General features: G+C 65.4%; 26 protein-coding genes. 16 read left to right on the top strand and 10 right to left on the bottom strand.

Features of this window, described 5'->3' with window-relative positions:
• Nucleotides 1-59: 59 nt before the first annotated feature.
• The 5 genes from Q5H93_RS06510 to Q5H93_RS06530 all read right to left on the bottom strand — a co-directional run bounded on the left by Q5H93_RS06510 (nt 60) and on the right by Q5H93_RS06530 (nt 4,529).
• Entirely contained in the window at nt 60-347 is a 288-nt protein-coding gene (locus Q5H93_RS06510) for a hypothetical protein (RefSeq protein WP_305005693.1), read from the bottom strand.
• A gap of 22 nt (nt 348-369) precedes the next feature.
• The gene (nrfD, locus tag Q5H93_RS06515) at nt 370-1,806 is read right to left on the bottom strand and encodes an NrfD/PsrC family molybdoenzyme membrane anchor subunit (protein WP_305005694.1); all 1,437 of its coding nucleotides are present in this window, start codon (nt 1,804-1,806) and stop codon (nt 370-372) included.
• 579 nt (nt 1,807-2,385) lie between these two features.
• Nucleotides 2,386-2,871: a cupin domain-containing protein gene (locus tag Q5H93_RS06520; protein ID WP_305005695.1), complete on the bottom strand. Its 486-nt coding sequence runs from the start codon at nt 2,869-2,871 to the stop codon at nt 2,386-2,388.
• Between the two features lie 37 nt (nt 2,872-2,908).
• Complete coding sequence (locus Q5H93_RS06525; protein ID WP_305005696.1) at nt 2,909-3,301, bottom strand: RidA family protein; 393 nt, start codon at nt 3,299-3,301, stop codon at nt 2,909-2,911.
• Between the two features lie 142 nt (nt 3,302-3,443).
• Nucleotides 3,444-4,529 carry a hypothetical protein gene (locus Q5H93_RS06530; protein ID WP_305005697.1) on the bottom strand — a complete coding sequence of 362 codons (1,086 nt, stop codon included), beginning with the start codon at nt 4,527-4,529 and terminating at the stop codon, nt 3,444-3,446.
• 387 nt (nt 4,530-4,916) lie between these two features.
• Between Q5H93_RS06530 and Q5H93_RS06535 the strand changes: the two genes are divergently transcribed.
• From Q5H93_RS06535 to Q5H93_RS06575, 9 genes are all read left to right on the top strand, one after another.
• On the top strand, nt 4,917-5,999 hold the full coding sequence (locus tag Q5H93_RS06535; protein WP_305005698.1) for a sensor histidine kinase: 1,083 nt from the start codon (nt 4,917-4,919) through the stop codon (nt 5,997-5,999).
• A 6-nt stretch (nt 6,000-6,005) separates the two neighbouring features.
• Nucleotides 6,006-7,148 (top strand): sensor histidine kinase, encoded by a 1,143-nt coding sequence (locus Q5H93_RS06540; protein ID WP_305005699.1) that lies wholly within the window; start codon nt 6,006-6,008, stop codon nt 7,146-7,148.
• A 10-nt stretch (nt 7,149-7,158) separates the two neighbouring features.
• Complete coding sequence (locus Q5H93_RS06545; protein WP_305005700.1) at nt 7,159-7,953, top strand: LytR/AlgR family response regulator transcription factor; 795 nt, start codon at nt 7,159-7,161, stop codon at nt 7,951-7,953.
• 361 nt (nt 7,954-8,314) lie between these two features.
• Complete coding sequence (locus Q5H93_RS06550; protein WP_305005701.1) at nt 8,315-8,857, top strand: cupin domain-containing protein; 543 nt, start codon at nt 8,315-8,317, stop codon at nt 8,855-8,857.
• A gap of 118 nt (nt 8,858-8,975) precedes the next feature.
• Entirely contained in the window at nt 8,976-9,941 is a 966-nt protein-coding gene (locus tag Q5H93_RS06555) for a c-type cytochrome (RefSeq protein ID WP_305005702.1), read from the top strand.
• Nucleotides 9,942-10,003: 62 nt separating this feature from the next.
• The gene (locus Q5H93_RS06560; RefSeq protein WP_305005703.1) at nt 10,004-10,912 is read left to right on the top strand and encodes a T9SS type A sorting domain-containing protein; all 909 of its coding nucleotides are present in this window, start codon (nt 10,004-10,006) and stop codon (nt 10,910-10,912) included.
• A 145-nt stretch (nt 10,913-11,057) separates the two neighbouring features.
• Nucleotides 11,058-11,354 (top strand): hypothetical protein, encoded by a 297-nt coding sequence (locus tag Q5H93_RS06565; RefSeq protein WP_305005704.1) that lies wholly within the window; start codon nt 11,058-11,060, stop codon nt 11,352-11,354.
• A gap of 55 nt (nt 11,355-11,409) precedes the next feature.
• The gene (locus tag Q5H93_RS06570; RefSeq protein WP_305005705.1) at nt 11,410-11,577 is read left to right on the top strand and encodes a hypothetical protein; all 168 of its coding nucleotides are present in this window, start codon (nt 11,410-11,412) and stop codon (nt 11,575-11,577) included.
• A 10-nt stretch (nt 11,578-11,587) separates the two neighbouring features.
• Nucleotides 11,588-11,833 (top strand): peptidase associated/transthyretin-like domain-containing protein, encoded by a 246-nt coding sequence (locus Q5H93_RS06575; protein ID WP_305005706.1) that lies wholly within the window; start codon nt 11,588-11,590, stop codon nt 11,831-11,833.
• A 408-nt stretch (nt 11,834-12,241) separates the two neighbouring features.
• Here the strand turns inward: Q5H93_RS06575 and Q5H93_RS06580 are convergent, their stop codons facing one another.
• The gene (locus tag Q5H93_RS06580; RefSeq protein WP_305005707.1) at nt 12,242-12,574 is read right to left on the bottom strand and encodes a helix-turn-helix domain-containing protein; all 333 of its coding nucleotides are present in this window, start codon (nt 12,572-12,574) and stop codon (nt 12,242-12,244) included.
• 150 nt (nt 12,575-12,724) lie between these two features.
• Complete coding sequence (locus tag Q5H93_RS06585) at nt 12,725-13,534, bottom strand: universal stress protein (protein ID WP_305005739.1); 810 nt, start codon at nt 13,532-13,534, stop codon at nt 12,725-12,727.
• Between the two features lie 44 nt (nt 13,535-13,578).
• Here Q5H93_RS06585 and Q5H93_RS06590 point away from each other — a divergent pair, with 44 nt between their 5' ends.
• Nucleotides 13,579-13,743, top strand: a complete 165-nt coding sequence (locus Q5H93_RS06590; RefSeq protein WP_305005708.1) for a hypothetical protein — start codon at nt 13,579-13,581, stop codon at nt 13,741-13,743.
• A gap of 12 nt (nt 13,744-13,755) precedes the next feature.
• Nucleotides 13,756-14,250 (top strand): hypothetical protein, encoded by a 495-nt coding sequence (locus tag Q5H93_RS06595; RefSeq protein WP_305005709.1) that lies wholly within the window; start codon nt 13,756-13,758, stop codon nt 14,248-14,250.
• 9 nt (nt 14,251-14,259) lie between these two features.
• Here the strand turns inward: Q5H93_RS06595 and Q5H93_RS06600 are convergent, their stop codons facing one another.
• Together Q5H93_RS06600 and Q5H93_RS06605 are read right to left on the bottom strand one after the other, a co-directional pair.
• Nucleotides 14,260-15,600 (bottom strand): hypothetical protein, encoded by a 1,341-nt coding sequence (locus tag Q5H93_RS06600; RefSeq protein WP_305005710.1) that lies wholly within the window; start codon nt 15,598-15,600, stop codon nt 14,260-14,262.
• Nucleotides 15,601-15,705: 105 nt separating this feature from the next.
• The gene (locus Q5H93_RS06605) at nt 15,706-16,179 is read right to left on the bottom strand and encodes a hypothetical protein (protein WP_305005711.1); all 474 of its coding nucleotides are present in this window, start codon (nt 16,177-16,179) and stop codon (nt 15,706-15,708) included.
• A gap of 123 nt (nt 16,180-16,302) precedes the next feature.
• Between Q5H93_RS06605 and Q5H93_RS06610 the strand changes: the two genes are divergently transcribed.
• Nucleotides 16,303-17,100: a hypothetical protein gene (locus tag Q5H93_RS06610; protein WP_305005712.1), complete on the top strand. Its 798-nt coding sequence runs from the start codon at nt 16,303-16,305 to the stop codon at nt 17,098-17,100.
• 30 nt (nt 17,101-17,130) lie between these two features.
• On the opposite strand, the gene Q5H93_RS06615 is transcribed toward Q5H93_RS06610, so the two are convergent.
• Complete coding sequence (locus Q5H93_RS06615) at nt 17,131-17,421, bottom strand: hypothetical protein (RefSeq protein WP_305005713.1); 291 nt, start codon at nt 17,419-17,421, stop codon at nt 17,131-17,133.
• Nucleotides 17,422-17,643: 222 nt separating this feature from the next.
• Between Q5H93_RS06615 and Q5H93_RS06620 the strand changes: the two genes are divergently transcribed.
• From Q5H93_RS06620 to Q5H93_RS06635, 4 genes are all read left to right on the top strand, one after another.
• A complete protein-coding gene (locus Q5H93_RS06620; RefSeq protein WP_305005714.1) occupies nt 17,644-18,861 on the top strand; it encodes an FAD-dependent monooxygenase in 1,218 nt (405 codons plus the stop codon).
• Nucleotides 18,862-18,965: 104 nt separating this feature from the next.
• Nucleotides 18,966-20,864: a DUF4153 domain-containing protein gene (locus tag Q5H93_RS06625; protein ID WP_305005715.1), complete on the top strand. Its 1,899-nt coding sequence runs from the start codon at nt 18,966-18,968 to the stop codon at nt 20,862-20,864.
• Nucleotides 20,865-20,886: 22 nt separating this feature from the next.
• Nucleotides 20,887-22,362, top strand: a complete 1,476-nt coding sequence (locus Q5H93_RS06630; RefSeq protein WP_305005716.1) for a hypothetical protein — start codon at nt 20,887-20,889, stop codon at nt 22,360-22,362.
• A gap of 18 nt (nt 22,363-22,380) precedes the next feature.
• Nucleotides 22,381-22,695, top strand: a complete 315-nt coding sequence (locus tag Q5H93_RS06635) for a hypothetical protein (protein WP_305005717.1) — start codon at nt 22,381-22,383, stop codon at nt 22,693-22,695.
• Nucleotides 22,696-22,698 lie beyond the last annotated feature (3 nt).

Below are 22,698 nucleotides of genomic sequence, written 5' to 3' on the forward strand. Positions count from 1 at the left end.
AGCGAATCCCAATCAGGTGACTCCGACTGGTGTAGCTATGCCATAGTAACAAGCCAACCTCAGTGGTCAGCTTGGTGGATAGCTCCATTAGAAGACAGCACAGCTGCCAGCGACTTCAATTCCTGAGCAACCAGGATTGCTTTGGCTTCCGCCACCAGCCGTTCGCCAGGATTCAACTCTTTGCGGTGCAGCGACACTATCAGCCCAATAAAAGAGATATACGGTAACCCGCAGCCTAAAACGAACCACAGCCAGAAGGAGCGGCCATAACTATAAGCACAATATCCCGTGACCAGCGGCAGAAAAAGCAGCGTGCTTAGTATGAAAAACAATAAGTCCAGTAGCATGAGCTTTGACAAGAAGGGAGGTTTAGTTGCCCTGCACCGATGCAGGCATGGGTGCAGTTGGGGCGGGCAGCGTTGTAGCGGTGGGTTTGGGCCTGTAAGTTGGCCCGTTGTCGCCGGTGTATTTCAGGATAGTCTTTACTTCGGCCATGTTGATGACGGGGAAGAATTTGGCGAAGAGCATGAACAGCGTGAAGAACAGGCCCAGCGTCCCCACGTAGATACCGATGTCGATGAGGGAGGGCGAGAACATGGCCCAGTTCGACGGCAAGTAATCGCGGTGCAGCGAGGTGACGATGATAACGAAGCGCTCGAACCACATGCCGATGTTCACGATGATGGACAGGATGAAGGTGAGCGGAATGCTGTAGCGCACGCGGCGCAGCCACACTAGCTGCGGTGTAATCACGTTGCAGGTCATCATCGAAGCGTAAGCCCACCAGTAAGGGCCAGTGGCGCGGTTGATGAAGGCGTACTGCTCAAACTCCACCTGCGAGTACCAGGCGATGAAGAACTCTGTGATGTAAGCCACGCCCACGATGGAGCCGGTAATCATCATGATTTTGTTCATCAGCGCGATGTGCTCCAGCGTGATATAGTCTTCAAGACGGAACACGACGCGGGTAATGAGCATCAGCGTCAGTACCATAGCGAAGCCCGAGAAGATAGCGCCGGCTACGAAGTAGGGCGGGAAGATGGTAGTGTGCCAGCCGGGTACTACCGAGGTGGCAAAGTCCATCGATACGATGGTGTGGACCGAAAGTACCAGCGGGGTCGACACGCCAGCCAGAATCAGCGACACGGTTTCGTAGCGCGACCAGGCCTTGGCTGAGCCTTTCCAGCCCAGGCTCAGCAGCGAGTACGCGACTTTGGCAATGGTACCCTTAGCACGGTCGCGGATGGTGGCAAAGTCGGGAATCAGGCCAATGTACCAGAACACCAGCGACACCGAGAAGTAGGTCGAGATGGCGAACACGTCCCACAGCAGCGGCGAGTTGAAGTTGGCCCAGAGCGAGCCGTAGGTATTCTGGAAAGGAAACACCCAGAACATCAGCCAGGGCCGTCCCAGGTGGAGCACGGGATACATGGCGGCGCAGATGACGGCGAAGATGGTCATAGCCTCGGCCGCCCGGTTAATGGAGCTCCGCCATTTCTGCCGAAACAGCAGCAGTACGGCCGAGATGAGCGTGCCAGCGTGGCCAATGCCCACCCACCACACGAAGTTGGTGATGTCCCAGGCCCAGCCCACGGTTTTGTTGAGGCCCCACTCGCCGATGCCGTACCACAGCGTGCGGTACATCGAGTAGAAGAAGATACCAAGGAAAAACAGGGCCACGCTCAAGGCGACCATCCAACGCCGGTTAGGGGCAGATTCTACCTGGCGGCACACGTCCTCAGTTACATCGTGGCAGGTTTTGCTCCCCGTGATAAGCGGTTCGCGTATCGGCGACACATGTTGCATATAGTTCGGTGATTGTTTCGACAAAATTCCGACTGCTGCCGCTGGCAAACCTTGATTGAACGCAAGATTTACACTGACTGAATTCCACTCCATCTACCTCTGCAAAAGGATGAATTGGCCCGCTGGGTGAATAGGCGAATAGTCACAGTGGCCCATGCTCAAGGCAGGGCTAGGCGCGTCCACCCTACCAGGCCGGGCGGCAGGTCAGGGCTGGGCGTGTCAGCACTAGGCAACGCCCCCGGAACTACAGACGTCCTCCAGGCAACCCCGCAGGCATCAGGCCTGCTTCTTGCCCATCCTTTTCCGACTACTTGCCTTAGGCGCAGTTCTTTGTCTTGGGGACTGCGCGGCGTAAATGGCTGCTGGCTCATGGGGCCCTAACTGCTTCACCGGTTCAGCCGTGGCCCTGCCGTCATCAGTTGCTGCAGGGGCAGGTTCCGGCGCTGGTTTGTAGGCCACGGCGCAAGTGCGCACCGGTACCGAAACAGCCACCACCTGCTCAGAAGCACTAACTGCCCTGTCGGAGTGATATAAGGCGACCGTTTCGGCCTCGCGTATGGCTCAGGTTAAGGCCTGCAATTAACTTCGGACTTCCGGCCGGAGACATTGCCCGCGCGCTCTTGCATACAGGAAGGTGATGCCGTAGCGGCCGCAGATTTCGGCCACAACCGGGAAGTCGGGTGGGCCGGCGGGTAGCTGCGCCAGCTCCTGAAACATGTGCTCGGCCCCGGCCGGGAAGATGGATACCAGCACGCGGGCCGGCGTGCTGCCCACCACCCGGAAGCTGTGGGCCACCCCACGCGGCACGTAGGCCAGGTCGCCGGCCCCGAGGGTGGTTACGGCACCGTCGACTTCATATTCGACCAGCCCCTCCTGCACGTGGAAGGTTTCATCTTCCTGCGTGTGCACGTGGCGGGGAATGCCGGTGCCGGGCGAGTTGAGCTGCTCCACCAGGGTAAACAGGCCGTTGGTGTCCTGGCCGGTCAGCTTGATGCACTGCTGGTCGCCGAGGACGCTGAGCCGCAAACCATTGGCGGCAGGTACGATGTTGGGAATGAGTTTCATGGATGTTGAGAAATAAGATGAGAAAAGAGAAAAATGGCTAGCGGGCGGCCGTGACTTCGATTTCGACCAGCAGGCCGGGGAAGGCCAGGGCCTGCACCTCGACCAGCGTGCTGGCGGCCTGGCAGCCGTGCTGCGCCAGCCGGGCCACTACCGCGCCGTAGTGCGGAAAAAAATCGGCGATAGAAGTCGTCAGGTAGTTGATGCGCACCACGTCGCGCAGCGCGTAGCCGGCCTGCGTCAGCACGGTTTCCACGTTGGCGAGGGCAGCCTGGAGCTGGCCCGGCATGTCGGCTGGCAGCGGCGCGCCGTGGGCATCGACGGCAGCCTGCCCGGCGCAGTACAATGTGTGAGAAGCGTGGGAGATTTCCACGGCCTGGGCGTAGCCCAGCTGGTCTTGCCACTGCCAGGGATTGATGATGGTTTTTTGCATGGTCGAAAGGGAGAAAAGCAACCTGAGAGGGAGAACTATCTAGCGGGGCTGTTGGGCGGGAAAAAATAAGGCAGCGGGGAGCCGGGCCGGTGGAGTCAAACCCCACCGGCCGGATAGTGCCCTTGCTGGGTTGACTAATGGGTTAGTGGCTGGCGTAGTAAGCGTTGCTCCACTTTAGCCAGGGGGTGCCGGCCACATCGTGGTACACGCCGTCCCAGTCGCCGGCGGCGGGTGCCGTGGCCGCGCTATTACCGTTGGAGTCGCCGCCGCGCGTGTCGTCCTTGAAGGAGGTGAAGGTCACGCCCGCGCCGTTGGCGTTGAGCAATTGAGTGGGGCTGTCGCGGAAGATGAGGCGGCCCTCGGGCATCATTTTCACCGTCACGTTATTGCCCAGGCGCAGGGTAGTGCCAGCGCGCAGGTCGATGTTGTGGGTGTTCACGTAGGCCAGCTCGGTTTCGGCCCAGGCCAGGTTGGGCTTGGTCACGTTATTGTCCCAGTAGGTCACGATGCCCTGGTGCAGGTTTTTGTCGGCCGCGTTGGTGGGGTTTTGGAAGGAGTTGGAGTCGTCCAGGTCGAAGCTGGAGGTGATGGACAGCGGCCGGATGTTGTCGTAGAACACGTTGCTTTGCAGGACTGTGGTGGCCGTGGCATAGTGAGCGTCCACGGTGGCTTCGGTGTTCACGGCCACGTCTTCGCCATTATGGGCAAAAGTGCAGTTGGTCACGCTGGCCGCGCCGTTGGAGAGGTCGAGCACGGTGCCGCCACTGCCGCCGTACAGAAACTGGCTATAAGTCAGCATCGAGTTGGTGGTGCCGTTGAGGTTGACCAGCGTCCAGTCCTTTTTAGCCGGAGCCGAGGCACTGCCATCCTGGTTGGTGTCGCCGCCGTGGGCGTCGTCGCGGTAGGAGGTGAAGTAGATGGGCCGTGCGGCCGTGCCGCTGGCCGTCAGGCGGCCGTTGGTGTTCAGAATCAGGCCGGCCCCGCTCTTGAACTTCACCACCGTGCCGGGCTGGATGGTGAGGGCGGCCGTTACATTTACGGTACCGTTCACCACGTACACGGTGCAGGGCTCCCAGGTGGTGGCGGTATTGATGGTGTTGGTTACCTGCACTACGGTAGGGGTGCAGCCGGCAGGAGCCACGGGCGCATCATCGTCGTCGCACGAAACCAGGGTGAGAGTGGCCAGGGCGCTAAGCATAACCGGGATGCGGGGATAGGAGAGAAACATGGGATGAAAAAAGGTGAGGGGGTTAGAAAAAAAAACGGGTGATTACAAGAATTTTCAGCCTGTCACAGTCAGTTGGTTATTAATTGGCGGGCTGCTTAGGTGCTGCAAAATTGGGAACCGGTCCGGCCCTCCGAAAGCCGGGAGTGCTGGACTGGCGAGTTTGCCGACCAGACTGTGGAAATAACCGGCGGAATTGACGGATGCCCGGATTTAGTAGGCCGATGACGGGATAAGGCACCCTAACCGTCCGGCTGGCCCGGTGCTTACAATTCCGCCGGCTTATTCCCCAATTCCGCCGCTATTTTCTGCAATTCCGCCGGCTCCGGTAGCTGCTTGCGAGCGGAGCCGTGTATTTTCACTGTTCCAAAGTGGTTTCCCCGCCGGCGCATGACTTCTTCTTCCAGCTTTCTATCGCGGCTTGTCGCTTACGTCCGGGCCAAGCCCCTGGCCTGGCGGCTCTACCTGGTGGCCACGCCGTGGACACTGCCGGTGTACGGCTACATGTATTTCGGCGCGCCGTACCTGCACACGTGGTCGGTGTTTTTAGGCGGCACGGCGCTGTTTTTGGTCATGTACATGATGTGTCTCACCAGCGTCACGGCCCTGCTCTCGCGCGGCATCCGGCGCTACCCCGAGCCCCAGCAGGCGCCCAAGCGGGTGGCGTACAATGCCGCGCAGTTGGCGGTGTTCATTGTAGTGGGCACGCTGGGCGCGCAGTGGCTGATGGACGCCGTGCACCTCTACGGCTACGTGTACCATTTCTGGCCCTCACTCTGGACGCTGGTATCGGTCGCAGTGGTGCATTTCGTGGTGGCGGGGCTGGCCGAGGTGGCCTACGTGCTGTCGCAGTGGCGACACACCCAGCTCGAAGCCCAGCAGCTGGCCCAGCAGCAGGTGCAAACTGAGCTGGACGACGTGAAGCAGCAGGTCAACCCGCACTTTTTGTTTAATTGCCTCAACTCGTTGTCCGTGCTCATCGGCGAAGCCCCGGCCGAAGCCGAGCTGTTCGTGGACGAGATGGCCACCGTGTACCGTTACCTGCTGCAGGCGCACCGCACCAGCCAGGCCGCCCCGGCCGAGGTCAGCCTCGTCACCTTGGAGGCCGAGCTGGACTTTCTGCACTCCTACAGCTACCTGCTGCGCACGCGCTACGGCGCCGGCCTGGAGTTTTGCCTGCCCGCCACTGCCCCCGGCGGCAGTCTGTTGCCGCTCACCCTGCAAACGCTGGTCGACAATGCCATTCGCCACAACGTGGCCTCGGCCGACACGCCCCTGCGCATCGACGTGCGTACGCCCGCTCCCGGCTACGTGCAGGTACGCAACACCTTGCAGAAACGCTCGGTACGCGTGCCGATGGCCACGCAGGGCCTGAGCACCTTACAGGCCCGCTACCAGCTGCTGGGCAGCGCCGGGGCTGTGCGGGCCGAAGCCACCGGGCAGCACTTCAGCGTGTCGGTACAACTACTGTAAGCGTCCATGACTCTCTCGTTTCGTTTGCCCCCGGCCCTGCGCCTCAGCTACCGCAGCCGCTGGCTCTACTGGCTGCTGCTGCCCTGGATGGTGCCGCTGTTTGCCTACCTGCTGCTGGGGCCGCAGTACTGGAGCTGCTGGCAGTCGCTGCTCTACCCTACGCTGTTTTTGTGGCTGCTGGCCAGCGGTTGGATACTGGGCCTCGACCGGGCGGCCGAGGCCGTGGTGCGGCGCTTCCCGGACCTGGGCCAGACCCTGCCGCGCGTGCTGCTCACCACCGCGGCCTGCTCCCTGCTCACGGCGCTGTTTCTGGCGGTGGTGGTCGCCGTGTTCCTGTACGTGCAGCCCTTCGGCTCAACGCTCACCTTCGCGGGGGTGCGGGCCGGGCTGGGCGTGCTGCCCCAGGTACACGTGTGGCTGCGCGAGGTGGCGGGCCTGTCGCTGCCCCTGCCAGATGTGTCGCTGCTGCTCTACGCCATCGACTTTATTGGTATTCTGGTCATTGCCATCATCTATGAGGTGTTCTATTCGCTGGGCAAGTGGCACGAAAGCAAGATGAACACCGAGGGCCTGCGCAAGGCCAACATGCAGGGCCAGCTGCAAAGCCTGAAAAACCAGATAAACCCGCACTTCCTCTTCAACAGCCTCAACTCACTGTCCTCGCTCATTGCCGACGAGCCTGAGCGCGCCGAGCGGTTCGTGGACGAGATGGCCAACGTATACCGCTACCTGCTGCAAACCAGCGAGCAGCCCCTCACGCCTCTGGCCGTGGAGCTGGGTTTCATCGAGTCGTACTACCACCTGCTCAAAACCCGGCACGGCCCCGGCCTGCAGCTGCACGTGCGCGTAGCCGAGCAGTATCTGGACTACCAGCTGCCGCCGCTCACGCTGCAAATGCTGGTAGAAAACGCCGTGAAGCACAACGTCATCCTCGACGAGGAGCCGCTGCGCATAGACATCGTAACCACGCCCGCCGGGCGCCTGCAGGTGAGCAACAACCTGCAACGCAAAACCACCCAGGTCAAATCGAACAACGTGGGCCTGCCCAACATCCGGGCTCGCTACGAGCTGCTGGCCCAGGCTGCCCCCGTGGTGCAGGCCAGCGAGGGGCAATTCGTAGTGCTGCTGCCGCTGCTGGCGGCTGAATAAATTTTTGCTTATGAACGTATTAATTGTCGAAGATGAGGAGCTGGCCGTGCGCAAGCTCACCAAGCTGTTGCAGGAAGTAGAGCCCGACCTGCGCATTGTGGGCGTCACGGCCAGCATCAGCCGCACGGTGGCCTGGATGCAGCAGCAGCGCGCCAGCCAGCAACCCGACCCCGACCTGATTTTCATGGACATCGAGCTGGCCGATGGGCAGAGCTTCGAGATTTTCGAGCGCATCGACGTGTTCAGCAAAGTGGTGTTCACGACCAGCTACGACGAGTATGCCCTGCAAGCCTTCAAGGTCAACAGCATCGACTACCTGCTCAAGCCTGTGCAGCGCAAAGACCTGGTGCGCAGCCTCAAGAAATTCCACGACCTGACGGCCCAGCGCCCCGCCGGCCCCGCCGCGCTGCCCATAAGCCTGGAAAACGTGCTGCGCGCCTGGCAACACCAGCAGCAAGCCAGGCAGTACCGCAAGCGCTTTCTGGTGCGGCAGGGCCCGCGGCTGGTGTCGGTGGAAGTGGCCGACATTGCCTACTTCTTCACCGACGAGCGGTTCAGCTTTTTCCGCTGCCACTCGGGCCAGAAATACCTGGTCGACTACCCTCTCGACGAACTGGCCGAGCTGCTCGACCCCGAGCAGTTCACCCGCATCAGCCGGGGCCTCATCGTCACGCACCAGGCCGTGGAGCAAATGCAGCCCTACTTCGGCAGCCGCCTAGCCCTCACGCTCACGCCCGCCTTCGAGAAGGAGGCGCTGGTGAGCCGCGAGAAGGTCAACGACTTCAAGAAGTGGATGGGCAAGTAGCTCGGCATGAGCCAGGGGTAGCATTTGTATAGAACAGGGCTGTCGTAACGCGACAGCCCTTTTTTATGCGCGGCATATGCCGCCGATATAAACAGCCTACGAATGGATTTTTACGAATTGGCTGCGCGCAATTCAGCGGGCGAATCGTGCAATTCGGTTGGGCCGATTGACAATCCCGCCGGAAGCGGTTTCGGCGGCTTAACGCGGGTCGCAACTTTGAACCATGAAAACGGCGGGGCAGGCACGCGGGCTGATAATTCGGCCTTTAACTGGCGAGTGGCCGTGCTTGTGCCAGCGAATTTCCGCCCCGCCGTTTTCGCATTTCGCCTCGCTACGGCGGCCCATTTCCCCTTCACTTCTCATGAAACGTCTGTTCGAAAATCCCTTAATCGGTGACCGCATCTTCTTCAAAAAATTCGCGCACGAGCCCGGCGAGGCCGTTACCATTATCGACGTGGCCCTCAAGCCCGGCGGGGGCAATGGGCTGCACTTTCACGAAACGTTCGACGAGCACTTCGAGTGCCTGGAGGGCGAGCTGAGCTTGGAAGTGAACAAGCGCGTCATCGTGCTGCAGCCCGGCGAGACGGCCACGGCCCCACGCCGCGCGGTGCACCGTTTCTTCAACCAGAGCAACAGCTACAACCGCTTCCGGGTCACGATTTCGCCCGGCCACCCGGGCTTCGAGAACACCCTGAAAATTGCCTATGGCCTGGCCTCCGACGGGCTGATGAACGCGCAGGGCCGGCCCCGCAAGTTCTGGCACCTGGGCACCATCGTGGCTCTGTCCGACACGCACTTGCCGGGCGTGTTCCGGCTGCTGCAGCCGCTGCTGCGCTACTCCGCCCGCCGCGCCCACGCCGATGGCCGCTTTGCCCGCGAACTCCAACCCTACACGGCCGACTAACGCCGCTGCTGCGCCATGAAAGCCCTGCACTCCTGGGTGGCCGTGCTGCTGCCCGCCACGGCCGGCCTGCTGCTCTGCCTACTCGCCTTAGTCCTGACCTTATTTCTGTCATAAACCCATGAAAAAAATCTTAACCATCAGCATCGTAGTAATCAGCCTGCTGCTACTGGCCGTGGCTGGGTTTCTGGGCTACGTGGCCGTGGATGGCATCCCGAGCTACGCGGCTCCGCAACCCAACATCGAGCCCATTGCCAGCACGCCCGAACGCGTGGCGCTGGGGGAGAAGCTGGTACTAGCCTCCTGCGCCGACTGCCACCTCAACTCTACCACCAATACTCTCGGTGGCCAGCAACTGCGCGACGTGCCCCCGGCGTTCGGCACGCTCTACGCGGCCAACATCACCCGCAACCGGCAGCACGGCATCGGCGCCTGGACCGACCAGGAACTGGTAGGTTTGCTGCGTACCGGCATCGGGCGCGACGGCCGCTACCGGGTGGTGATGCCCAGCTTCGTGCAGATGTCGGACGAAGACCTGGCCAGCATCGTGGCCTTCCTGCGCTCCGATAGTCCGCTGGTGCGCGCCACCCCCACGCCCAGCCGCGCGCAGGAGCCGTCGCTGCTGGCCAAGGTGCTGTTTCATACCGTTATGAAACCCACGCCGCTGCCTGCTGCCCCAGTAACGGCCCCCGACTCAACGGACGCCCTGGCCTACGGCCGCTACCTCGTCATCGGCCGCTACAAGTGCTACGACTGCCACAGCAAAGACTTCAAAACCAATAACGCGCTGGAGCCTGAGAAGTCGGAAGGCTACCTCGGCGGGGGCAACGAAATGGTGAACCGCCAGGGCCGGCCCGTGCGCGCCCGCAACATCACCGGCGACGCCGATACGGGCATCGGCGACTGGACGGAAGGGCAATTCGCCCAGGCCCTGCGCTTCGGACAGTCGCCCCACGGCCCGCTGGGCTACCCCATGCCCAAGTATTCGCGGCTGAGTGCGGCCGAAGTCCACGCCCTCTATACCTACCTGCAAGCCGTGCCCAAAATCAGGAATGCCACGGCCGAGGACGGCCCGGCGGCACTCTGATACGACGACGGGCACCCCGTGCTATTACTCATCAACTCATTTTTTTCACCCAACTCTTTTGCATGAAACGTTTTCTTCTCCCTCTTTCTCTGCTGCTGGGCTTGAGTGCCAGCAGCCAAGCCCAGCAGCTTCCCAACGGCGACCTGGAAACCTGGACCACGAACAACGGGGCTGACCAGGCCCCGAACTGGCTGACCACCGACGACATCCTGCTGGATAAAACGGGCGTGTTCGTGGCCACCGGCACCACCAGCAAAACCACCGTGCGGCACGGCGGGAGCTTCGCCGCCCTGCTGGAAACCAAAAACCTGTTTCCTTTCCCCAGCTTTCCGGGCTCGCTCACCCTGGGCACCCGCTTCAACACTTCGTCGGACTATCCGGCCGGGCTGCCCTATACCGGCCGGCCGGCGGGGCTGCAATTCTACTACCAAAGCAGCGCGGGCCTCGCGGCCGACTCTGCCTTCGCCCTCATGGTACTCACGCGCCGCGTGAACGGGCAGCGCGAGATTATTGCCGAGGGCGTCACCTGGTTGCCTGCCGCGGCCACCTACACGGCGGCCACGGTGGCCTTGCAGTACGCCTCGACGCTAACGCCCGATTCGGTGCACGTCACCATCAGCTCCGGCATCGTGAATCGCGCCACACCTGGCACGCAGCTTTACGTCGATGACATCTCTTTCGTCAGCACCATCACCGCCGCGCGGGCCGAAACCGTAGGCCGGAGCCTCACGCTTTTTCCCAATCCCAGCACCGACGGCCTCTTCACGCTCGATGCCCGCCAGGAGCCCGCCCTGCTGCGCGCTCCCCTGACAGTGAGCGACCTCGCTGGCCGCGTGGTGCTGACGCAAGCTGCGCCGAGCACTAGCCCGGAAAGCCGCTGCCTGGACCTGCGCGGGCAACCAGCAGGCGTCTATACCCTGCGCCTGAACACGAACAAGGGGGCGGTCACGCGCCGACTGGCTATTCAATAAGTTACAATCCTTTCCTTGGCCTACAAAGCCGAGGCTTCGGCCAGGCAGCGCCCGGGTAGTGGCTCGGGCGCTGCCTGGCCGAAGCGTTGCTGACCGCCCGCCCGGCCCGGGGGCGGGCCTGCTCCGCGCAGCCGCCCGATATCTATTGCTCCAGCCAGCGGCGGAAGGCGGGCGTTTGGGCAGCGGTGCTGGTGAGGGTGGTGCCGCCGGCACCTGGCAAACCCAGCTGCGCCTGAACCTGCGCCCGGTGGCCGACTCGCTGGTGCAGCGCTATGGCCGCACCCACGTCGAGGCCATCGACCTGCCCGCCCCGGTGGAGGTGCGCGCCCGCACCGGGCGGCTGCAGCTGCGCTTGTTTCTGTCGTCGCTCACCCGGCAGGAGGGCGGCGCGGAGATGAACTACTCCTACACGGCCGACGGGCTGCTGGAGATAGCGCCGTAAGTGGGCCAGAACCGTACAACCCACCGTCCTTGGGGCCTTGGGGGCCGCTTCACTCATGCTGTTTAGCCGCTTCTTCGACGGGCTGGGGGCCCGCCACACCCACGACCTCGACGGCCTGGCCACCCTGGAAGTGCCCACCTCCTTTCACCTCTATGAGGGCCCCGAGCAGCAGCTGCCCGTGGCCCGCCGTTCGCACCGCGCCACGCCATCTGCCGGACCGTAAAGTGCTGGCAATGGAAGCCCCGGCCGAACCCGCCGTCAGCGACTACTGCTGGGGCCAGATGCTGGGCCCCGACCACCGGTTCCTGCCGGGCGCCTGCGTGTTTGTGGCTGGCCAGCCAGGCATCATCGCTGCCACCAACTCCGAAGGCAAATTCCGGCTGCGGTTGCCCACTTCGGCTTCTCAAACGCTGACCGTAGCCTACGCCGGCCTGCGCGACCAACAGCTACCCGTACTACTACGCCAGTCAAGCGGTTGATTGTCGTATCGTTGCAGCGGTAAACACTGCCGTTCAACAAAACGCCAGTGCCTGGCCCCACTACCTGACTCGCACATCGTACTTGTTTCCCGAGGACCCTTGAGGGGACCCATCAATCCATCTGGACAGCTCCGAATAGTCTCTGGTAGTGTTCGAGCCCTTCTCCTGATATTAGGAAGCTATTTCTTCACCCCCTCTAGAGTGCTCTAGACACCTCTAGTGCCCAATTTCTAGCCCCCTACGGACTACTAAAAAAGCCCTCTACGCACTGTAGAGGGCTTTTTTGCGTATTTGGGGTGCAACGTAGGGTACGAACGGGTTTTTTACCTTGTCCTTGGAGAATCAGTTTAGTTGGCCCGATTATATTGTGTTGTTGCAACTGGTCCAGACCGGCCGGCTGTACTGGTCTTACGTTGTGTGACGAAAAGCTAGGGTGGTAGTGCCCGTATGCTTCTTGAAGAAACGGTGGAAATAGGTGGGGTACTCAAAGCCTAAGCTGTCCGCAATTTCGCTCACATTCCAATTCTGGTGCTGCAATAGCACTTTGGCCTCGCTGACCAGGCGCTCGGCAATGTGGGTCGTGGTGGGTTTGCCCGTTACTTCTTTCACCGCCCGGTTTAGGCTGTTGACGTGCACGGCCAGACGATTGGCGTAGGCCTGTGCATTTTTCAGAATGGGCTCGTGGTATCGCTTGGTTACCGGGAATTGAATTTCCAGTAGGGTCAAAAACAGATTGGTCACGCGCTCGGCGGCGTTGGTGGCTACGGCCGGATATGAACTGGCAGGTTGTAGCCGCGCTGCCTCATGGATGTGGGCGCGGTGTGCAGGGCGCGGGCTACGTCTTCGACGGGCGCAACGTGATAATCCATAGACGTGAGTTAGGAGCGTCGGCTACGCTTGAGCCGGCAGCACCAGCACGGGCACGGCGCAGTGCAGCAGCAGCTTCGCCGTGACGCTGTGGTGAAACCGCTTGCCCAGGAAGCTGCGCGGCCGGGCAATGACCAGCACCAAATCAAATTCTCCCGGCTGGGCGGCCTGCAGAATGCCAGCGGCCGGGCTGGAGGCCACGATGTGGCGCGCGAGCGAGAGCCGCGTCAGGTCGATGGTCAGGCCTATCCGGAGCACGGAGGCCAGCGCCGTTTGCAGCGGAGTCGCAGCCGGCGTAGGGGAGACGTGCAGGATGGTTACCTCCGCCTTCAGAACCCGAAAGAGGTGGCGCACCATGCTGGCGTAGCGGCCCAGGCTGAAGGATTCGCCATCGACGGCCAGCAGCAGGCGGCGCGGGGCGCGCCCGGCGGGGGCGGTGGGCGGCACCACCAGCATCGGGTAGGGGGCGGCGCGTAGCAGGTCGAGGGCGGTGGTGCTCACCAGCTCATCGGGCGTGCTGCTGTCGGTGGGGCGGCCCAGCACCAGCAGCTCCGGGTGGTCGCGGCGGAGGGCTGCGGCCACGGTCGCCAGGACGGAGCCGTGGATGGTTTCGGTTACGGCCGGCACCGGCAGGCCCCGGGTGAGGCTGGCGAAAGCCGGCTGCCGGGCCTGGGCGCTGAGTGAACTGTCGCTGACCGTCAGCAGCTCCGGGTCGAGCAGGGCGTTGCGGTGGGCGTGCACTACCAGCAGCCGCGCGCCGAGCGGCTGGGCCAGGGTGGCGGCGTAGGCCAATGCCACGCTGGCGGGCTGGTGGAAGTCGGTGAGGACGAGCAGGCACGGGCTCGTCGCGCAGCCGCCTGGCGCAGCTGGGCGAGGAAATGAAGCTGCAAACCGTCATCGTGCAGGGCGGCTGGCAGGCGTCTGTCAAAGAAAAGAAGCTGGCGGCGTACCAGCAGGGCATCGGCCAGCTTTTCAGGACGCAGTACGGGCTGAACCTGGGGCAGCTCAAGCTGAGCAGCCAGGGGTTCGTGGCCAGCAAGTAGGGGCGAAGGACTATGCACAAGCTACTTCCCACGCTGCTGGCCGCCGGGGCGGTGCTGAGTGCCGGCAGCGCCCCGCCGGCCTACCGCACCTACGCCAATGCGCGCTTCGGCTTTCGCATCGACTTCCCGGCGAGCTTCCGGGTGCAACCTGAGCCGGCGAATGGCGACGGCCGCCGCTTCGTATCGGCCGATGGACGGACGGTGCTGAGTGCCTATGCGGGCTACAATGTGCTCGATGAGGGCATGGCCGACGACCGCCGCCTGGCCCGGCAGGGCTGGCAGGAAAAGAAGGCCACTTTCAGCCTCGACCAGCTGACGGGCAAGGGCACGGGCTACGTGCTGTCGGGGCGGGTGCAGGGGGATATCTTCTACCAGAAGACCGTGCTGCGGAGCGGCGTGCTCTCGACGTTCGTCTGGCAGTACCCGGCGGCGCGCAAGGCGGCGATGGACGCAGTCATTCAGCACACCATTCAAACCTGGCAGCCCGGCACCGAAAGCAACTACTGACGCGGCCGCTTACCTGATGGTGACGGCCGGGCCCAGCTCGCCAGTCGGGCTGAGGGTGGCGGTGCTGCGGTCGCGGGCCAGCACGAAGCCCCCGGTGGTACGCAGGGCCTGGTTGGGGATGAACGCGCCGGCGGGTAGCGGCGTGGTGAACCGGATGGCGGCCGTGCGGGCATCGAGGGCTTGCAGCAGCACGGGGCTGTCGGGGGCGGCGGTGGCGTGGCAGGTCAGCAGCACGTAGTCGGCGTCGAAGCACAGCAGCTGGGGGTAGAAGTAGCGGCGGCCGGGCGTGAAGTCGCGGAAGGCCAGCACCCGGCCCTTGGCCAGCTCCTGCGGCGTGATGAGGCGCTTGACGTGCGGGTCGGCATCGGTGAAGATGCCCGAGCCGCCGTAGTCGTCGTCCCACGAAAAGCGGGGCGCGTCCTTGGGCCCCCCGCCGTTGTCGCGGTAGGTGTAGTAGATAAGCTGGATGGGGTCTTCGGGGTAGCTCATGCTGGGTTCGCTGAAGGCGAAGGCCGGGCGGGTGGGGGCGCCGGGGCGCAGGGTGGCCAGGCCGTGGGCGGCGTCCCAGCGCTCGTCGTCGGTGTAGGTGCGGCGGATGAGGGGGTAGAGCGCCAGCGTGTGGCCGTCGTTGGTGAAGATGCGCAGGGCATCGTCGTCGTTGGTGCCGGGGCTGATGGTGGCCGCGCCGCTGGCCAGGGCGGGCTGGCCGCTCAGCAGGCGCCTGGTGATGTCGCGCAGGCCGGGCGGGGCCAGGTCGAGTTGGTACACGGCGTTGTTCTGGAACACGTAGAGGGTGCCGTTGGAGAGGCGCTGGAGCTTGAGGTCGCCGGAGCCGCCGGGCAGCTCCAGCAGCTGCTGGGCGGCGCCGGTGCGGGCATCGTAGAGGCCCACCGTTGGGGTGTAGGTGCCGTCGCGGAAGCTGCCGCGGCTGCCGGCCACCACCAGCACCGGCTGCCCGCCCGGGCCGGGCACCAGCTGCTCCTCGCTACTGCGCCAGCTGGGCTGCTCGGGGTCGATGCGGCCGGTCATGATTGGGTCGACCTGCAGCTCCGCGAGGTCGGTGCGGCGCTGCTGCCGCTGGAGGAGGCTCCAGACGACGCTGCCTACCAGAGCCAGCCCGCCCAACACGATGGCCCAGCGCACGCGGCGCCTAAGCTCGGCTGGCGGGATGGCGAACGGCCCCGGCGCGGGGGGCGGGCCCGGCAGGTGCCGGATGTTCACGTTGAGGTCGTCGCTATCGAGGAAATACTCGGTGCCGCAGCTGTCGCAGCGGAAGGTGTCGGGCCGGAGCTCGGTTTTCTGGGTGCTGCCGCACTTGGGGCACTGAATTACTTTGAGGGCTTTGGCCATAAGAGGAAGGCTGTCGGCGACAGTAGCGGGGGGCCACGGGGCCGCCCAGGCATACGCGGCGGCTACGCGGAGGTTAGCGGCCGGCGCGGCGCGAGGGTGGGGCCGCTAGCCGGCAGGCCGGGCGGCCACCCAGGCACGGAAGGCGGTGATTTCCTCGGGGGCCAGCCGGTGCTTGTCGAGCAGGAGTATCAGGCGCGGGAGGTCGCGCACGGTCAGGAAGAAGTAGCGGCCCGACTCGTCGGCCCGGCGCAGCCAGCGCCAGTCGTGCGCCTGGGCGGGCGCGCCGTCGGCGGGGCGCACCTCGATGCCCTCGGCCCGGAACGTGACCTCGGCCGCGAAGGAGGCCGGGCCCATCCGGTAGCTGCTGAGCAGCACCACGGCCAGCCCCAGCAGCACCAGGCCGGCGCTCAGCCCCAGCCAGGTGAGGGCGAAGGACCCGAGCAGGCCCGGCCGGGCGGCGCTCAGCAGCAGCGCCGCCAGCAGGTAGCGCCACAAGCTGCGCCGGCGAAAGTTATACAGCTTGGCCACGCGCTGGTCGTGCGGCGTGGGACGAAACGAGCGGGTGAGCTGGGTAATCATGCGGGCCGGTAGGGGAGGGCGGTACGTGCCAACAATACGCAACGCGGCCGCCCGCGGCCGGCCGCCGGCGCGCAACCGGCCGCCGTGGCCTGCGTTAAGCGGGGCTCACCCATTGCTACCCCCATGTCGCTCCTATCCGGCCGGCTGCGCTGGCTTTTACTCGTCGTGGGCCTGCTGGTCCGCTCCCTGACCACCCCGGCCCAGACGGTGCCGCCCGGCACCGACTACCGCGCCGCCCTCAAAACCCAAAACCTGAGCCGCCTCTGGCACGCCGACCGCCTGACGTTCTACGGCGCTACGGGCACCGTGGCGTTTCCCGAGCCGCTGGGCTTCATCGGCAAGGACTACCAGCGCTTCTACCTGCACTACACCAGCGTGCAGCAGGACCCCGCCAACCCGCTGGTGTACCGCGTGGCGGGCAAGACGCGCGTCAAGAGCAACGTGTGCGCCTTTACCGGCACCCTCACCATCGTGAAAGCGCTGCGCTATAACGCGCCCAATGCCAATGAGCCCCAGTTCCGCGAAGGCGAGCTAACGTGCCGCGTGGAGCTGGCCGAAAACCGCGCCCAGCCCGGCAGCGGCACCATCCGGGGCACACTCACCACGTATTTCTACCTCGACAAGCAGGGGCAGGCGCGCTACAACACGCTGGAAGCCCAGGCCGACGGCTGGGGCAACAACCAGTGCGTGGCCACCTGGACCAGCTACGCCACCGGCCAGGCCAAGCCCTGCCACTGGGGCGACTACCGCATTGCCGAATCGGGCACGCTGGACATCGGTGCGGGGGAGTTTTCCATCAACGACAAGTATGTGCAGAATGGCTGGCAGACCTACCAGCAGGCCCTGCTGACCAGCGACTCGCCGCATGACCCCGCCGGCCAGCGGGCCAAGGCCGAAGAGCGGCGGCAGTGGTGGAAGTAGCGGACGCTAGGGGCGTAGCGCCAGCAGGCGCTACCGCAGCAGCGGGAAGCCCCGCGTCAGCCAGAAGTCGGCATCGACTTGGCCGCTGCTCATGCCGCCGTGGGCGTAGCGGGCCACGAAAGCCGGCCGGCCCGGAGCGGGGGCTTCGCCTACCAGATTGATGTACAACGCCTGGAGTAAGGCATCGGCGGCGGCCGGGTCGGCCGGGGGCTGTAGCTGCGCAAACACCTGCTCCAGTTCCTGCCAGAGGTAGGGGTCGCCGCGCAGGCCCCACTGGCCGGGGGTGGGCTGGAAAATTTGTCGGAGAGAGTGGGCGTCCATTGGGCTGGTGGGTGAGGGGTGAAGTGAGCAAGGCAAAAATAGCCTGGCGGCCGCTTCCCTTCGCTCAGGTGCCCCACGCTGCTTCGCAACGGGAGGCAGGTAGTCTGGCGGGGCAGCGAGGCAACCGAAAAGCCGGGCCGGACGCCAGCTGGGTTCGGCCGCCGCCCAACGGCGTAGCGGCTCTTCCGTAACTACCACCTCACCTCACTTTCCTCACCAATAATGCCTGCCTCACGAACCCACCCCATTCTCATTGCCGGCGCCAGCATTGCGGGGCCGACGCTGGCCTACTGGCTGACCACCTACGGCTTCCGGGTAGTGGTGGTGGAGCGGGCCCCGGCCCTGCGCCTGGGCGGGCAAAACATCGACATCAACGGGCCGGGCCGCAAGGTGGTGCGCCTCATGGGCGTGGAAGACCGCATCCGGGCGGCCAATACCGGCGAACTGGGCTTGCAGTTCATTGGGCCGCAGGGCGAGGTGGCCGCCGCTTTCCCCAAGGATGGGGAAGTGAGCGGCACCCGGGAGCTGGAAATTCTGCGCGGCGACCTGGTTGACATCCTTTATAACCACACCAGGCAGGACGTGGAGTACCGCTTCGGCGACTCGATAGCGGGCCTGGCGCAGCAGGCCGACGGAGTAGCCGTGACGTTTGCCAGCGGCCGCACCGAAGCCTTTCAACTGGTGGTGGCGGCCGACGGGGTGCGGTCGGGCACCCGCCGGCTGGCTTTCGGCAACGAGCCGCAGTTTAAGTACCTGGGCCTCTACACGGCTTACCTCACCATTGCCCGGCAGCCGACGGACACTGCCTGGTGGCGCTGGTACACCGCCCCCGCTAGCCGGGTGCTCATGCTGCGCCCCGACAACCACGGCACCACCCGGGCCTCAGTCGCATTTCTGGAATCCCAGGCGGCCTACGAAAATTGCTCGCCCGCCGAGCAGAAAGCCGTGCTGCAAGCCAAGCTGGCGGGCGCGGGCTGGGAGGCCGACCGCATCCGGCGGGCCATCGACGAGGGGGCGGACGTGTACTTCGACCAGGTGGGCCAGATTATCGCGCCCCGGTGGTCGGCCGGCCGGGTGGCGCTGGTGGGTGATGCTGCTTACTGCCCCAGCCCGCTCACCGGCAAGGGCACTACCCTGGCGCTGGTGGGGGCCTACGTGCTGGCCGGCGAGCTGGCCCGGCACGCGCGGCCCGAAGACGCCTTCGCCGCCTACGAGCAAAAGCTGCGCCCCTACGTGACCAAGGTGCAGCAGCTGCCGCCGGGCGTGCCGGGGTTGGCCTACCCCAGCTCGAAGCTGGGCGTGACGGTGCTCAACACCCTGGCCGGGGCGTTTGCCAGCGGGCCCGTGCAGAAAATCGTCGGCCTGTTCAGCTCCCGCGCGGCCGACGCCGAGGAGGACGACTTTACCCTTCCCGACTATTCCTTGCCTGCCGAGGCGTGACAACTGGTGGGCGGCCCCGGCGGCCGGACCGCAACTCGCCGCAACCTGCCAACCACCTCCCCAGTAGGCTACCCCGACGCAAACACCGGCCGTCACCCTGTCCCATGCACCTTCCCTCCCTTACTCATGCCCTGGCCCAGGCCGGGCAGGTGGCCCGCCGCTTCCCGCTCACGCTGCTCTGCGCCGTGACGTTGTGCGTGGCCGGCTGCGCGGCCATCCACTTCACCAACGAAGAGGCCGCGCAGGCCGGCTGGGTGTTTCCGCTGGGCTCGGCGGCGGCCCTGGGGCTGCCGCTCACGCTGGCCCTGGCGCTGGCGGCCGAGCGCTACGGCTGGCGGCGGGCTACCACCTGGGCGGCGCAAGGGGCGGCGGTAGCGGCGCTGGCTGGCTGGGCGGCGCTGGCGCCGGCGCTGCCGGGGCTGGTGTGGGGCCTGCGGCTGGTGGTGCTGCTGCTGGGCCTGCACCTGGCCGTGGCCGCCGCGCCCTATGTGGGCGAGCTGCGCCGCGAGGCCGACACGCCCGGCTTCTGGCGCTACAACGAAACGCTGCTGCTGCGCCTGCTGCTGGCCGGGCTCTACTCGGGGGTGCTGTACGCGGGCTGCGCGCTGGCGCTGGTGGCCGTGCGCGAGCTGTTTGGGTGGTATACCGACGGCGACTGGTTCGGCTACCTGTTCGTGGGGCTGGCCTCGCTGTTCAACACCTGGTTTTTCCTGGCCGGCGTGCCCCGCGACTGGGCCGCGCTGGAGCAGGAGGCGCCGTACCCGCGGGGCCTGAAGGTGTTTACGCAGTTTGTGCTGCTGCCGCTGGTGGTGCTCTACGTGGTGATTCTCTACGCGTATATGCTGCGCATTGTGGTGCAGTGGGAGCTGCCCGAGGGCTGGGTGTCGGTGCTGATACTGGCGCTGGCGGTGGCGGGCATCTTTGCGCTGCTGCTCATCCACCCACTGCGGCACGACCCCGCCAACGCCTGGATTCGCACCTTTGCCCGCTGGTTCTACCGGGCGCTGTTTCCGCTGCTGGGGCTGCTGGCGCTGGCCATCGGCACGCGCATTAGGGCCTACGGCATCACCGAGGAGCGCTACTTCGTGGTGCTGCTGGCGGCGTGGCTGCTGGGCATCGCGGCCTACTTCCTGTGGCGGCAGGGGCGGGGCATCGTCTGGATTCCGGTGACGCTGGCGGGGCTGGCGTTTGCCGCGGCGGCCGGGCCCTGGGGGGCCTTCGCCACGGCCGAGCGCAGCCAGCTGCGGCAGTTGCGCGAGCTGGTCGAACAATACCAGCTCGGGCCGGGCGGCCGCCTGGACGGGGCCGCCGCCCAGGTGCCCACACTGCCACTGGCCGTGCGCGGGCGGCTGTCGTCGCTATTCGATTTCTTCAGCAAGCGCGACGCCCTGGCCGCCTTGCAACCGCAGTTTGCGGGCTCGCTGGCCCTGCCCGCCGGCCTGCGCGACCGCAGCCCCTGGGAGCAGGACCAGTGGCGGCAGGACCGGCCCTTCGAGCTCAGCGGCTTCGAGCACTTCGAGCCTTACCAGTTGCAAGCCAACGGCGCCGGGGGGGCGGCCAGCACCTGGGTGGGCTTCTACGTGCAGGACCCGCCCCGCTACTACTCCCTGGGCGGAGGCCGCTACTGGCTGAAAGACGTGGGCAGCGGCGCCGTCGCCCCCGACCCCGCCGGCGATGTGGTGCTGGCCCTGTCCACGGCCGATGGCAGTTTCCGCCTGCTCAGCACCTTTGCCGGCGACACGCTGCTGCTGCAACGCTTCCAGCCCGATGCTGCGTGGCGCACGGCCCTGCGCCTGTCGCTGCGCGTCCCCGCCGATTCGCTGGTGGCCCGCTACGGCCGCAACCACGTCAATACCGTCAAGCTGGCAACGCCCGTGGTGGTGAGTGCCGGGGCCGGACCGCTGCGGCTGCGCCTGTTTATCACCTCGCTCAACCGCGAAGAGCTGGACCACAAGGCCCGGTACACGTACACGGCCGATGGGCTGCTGGAGCTAAACCCCTAGCCCCGGTTGCCGACCGTCGCGCATGAAACTACTGGCCGCTACCGCCCTGCTGGGCACCCTGCTTATGCTGTTTAGCCGCTTCTTCGATGGGCTGGGGGCCCGCCACCGCCTCGACCTCGATGGCCTGGCCACCCTGGAAGTACCCACCTCCTTTCACCTCGACGAGGGCCCTGAGCAGCAGCTGCCCGTGGCCCGCCGGCTGCTGCGCCGTCCCTACGTCGATTTCAAGGCCGCGCCCGACCGGCTGACGTACTACCTGCCCGCCCACGAGCAGCAAACCTTTGGCGGCGAGGTGGTGCCGGTGGTGCTGCGCATTACCCTGTATGCCGACGACGCCCCGTTGCCCGATGCACCCGATAAGTCGTACTTCGACCACCTCGTGGCCGAGGACTTCTACCACGACGGCCAGCACCGCCCGGTGTATGACCGGCTGGCGAAGGTGGCCGAGCATCTGTACTACACCGCCGAGCCGGAAACTATAGTGGGCTGGTTTTCGAAGAAGGAGCGCCCCATGCACCACTTCGTGCTCACTGATGCCGCCAACCACGCCCGGCTCTACCTGAGTGCCCGCGAAGACGAGCTGACCCGCGACCAGGCCGAAAAAGTGCTGCGCGACGTCCAGCGCAGCCTGCGCCGCGACCCCGCCGCCCTGACCCGCTACTTCGCCCACGCCGGCCGCGTAGTGCAGCAGCGGGAGGCCGTGGAGCAGGCCAATGTGGAAGTCAACCTGCGGCAGTTCAACCAGCAGCTGGCGGCCGCCGGCCTGCCGCCGCTGCAGCCCGTGGCGCGCTACGCCCCCGGCCGCTACGTGGACGTGGGGCCGTACTTCTACGGCATCAACAGCCTGCAGGAAATCTTCTTTGCCGCCTACCTCGGCAGCGCGCCGCTGCCGCTGCCCAAGCTGCCGCCCTATTTCAGCAACAACAACGGGCAGGGGCACTACCTGCCCTCGTTTCAGCAGCGCGCCATCTGGCAGCGGGGCGTGCCGGCGGGGCACGAGCTGCTGGTGCGCAGCAGCGTGTCGGAGCCCCTGTGGTACCCGCCCGAGGAAGTGGGCCGCTTTCAGCTGCCCGACCTGCTGCGCGAAACCGCCGCCACGGTAACCCAGGTGCAGCGCACGCCCGGCTTCGTGCCCGCCACCACCCACGTCCCGGTGCGCTGGGAGCTGAGCCCGGCCAACGAGGAAGAGCCCACCGAGCTGGGCACGGCGGCCGACTACCGCGACTTCCGCCGGATGTTCGGCCCGGTCACCGGCCCGCGCTTCCAGCTCAGCTACCTGGGCCTACGCACCCCCGAGGGCCAGCCCGCCGAGGCCGTCTTTACCCTGGAAATCTTCCCCGACGGCAGCCCGCGCTACCGCCGCCTGACGGCCGACGCGCAGTATCTGGCCGTGGACGCCGCCCGGGGCGGCACCCTAGCCCTTGCCGTGCTGGGCCGCCGCTACCGGGCGCGCATCGAGCCCCCGGCGCAGGGCCACCTCACCGTCGAGCCGGAATAAACCGTAGTACCGTTCAGCATGAGTGTCGTCGAATCCACCTCTGTCCCTGCGCTGCTGCGCCGCCACTGGCTGGTGCTCACGTTGGTGTTGCTCTACCTGCTGCGCTGGGTGCAGTACGTGGTAGAGGCTGCTGCCTACCGCGCCGGCCCGCCGCCCGGCGGGGCCGGCGACGCGCTGGGCTGGCTGCTGCTGGGCCAGTTTTATCTGGCCATAGCCCTGGTAGTAGTGTTGCTGGCCTGCGCCGGGTGGCGCCGGGCTCACTGGCGCTTCTACCTGATGCTGGCCGGGGTGGTGGCGCTGCCATTCGGGCTGCTGGCCGTGCTGGAAAACTAACTT

The sequence above is a fragment of the Hymenobacter aranciens genome, assembly GCF_030580865.1.
GTDB classification, from domain to species: domain Bacteria; phylum Bacteroidota; class Bacteroidia; order Cytophagales; family Hymenobacteraceae; genus Hymenobacter; species Hymenobacter aranciens.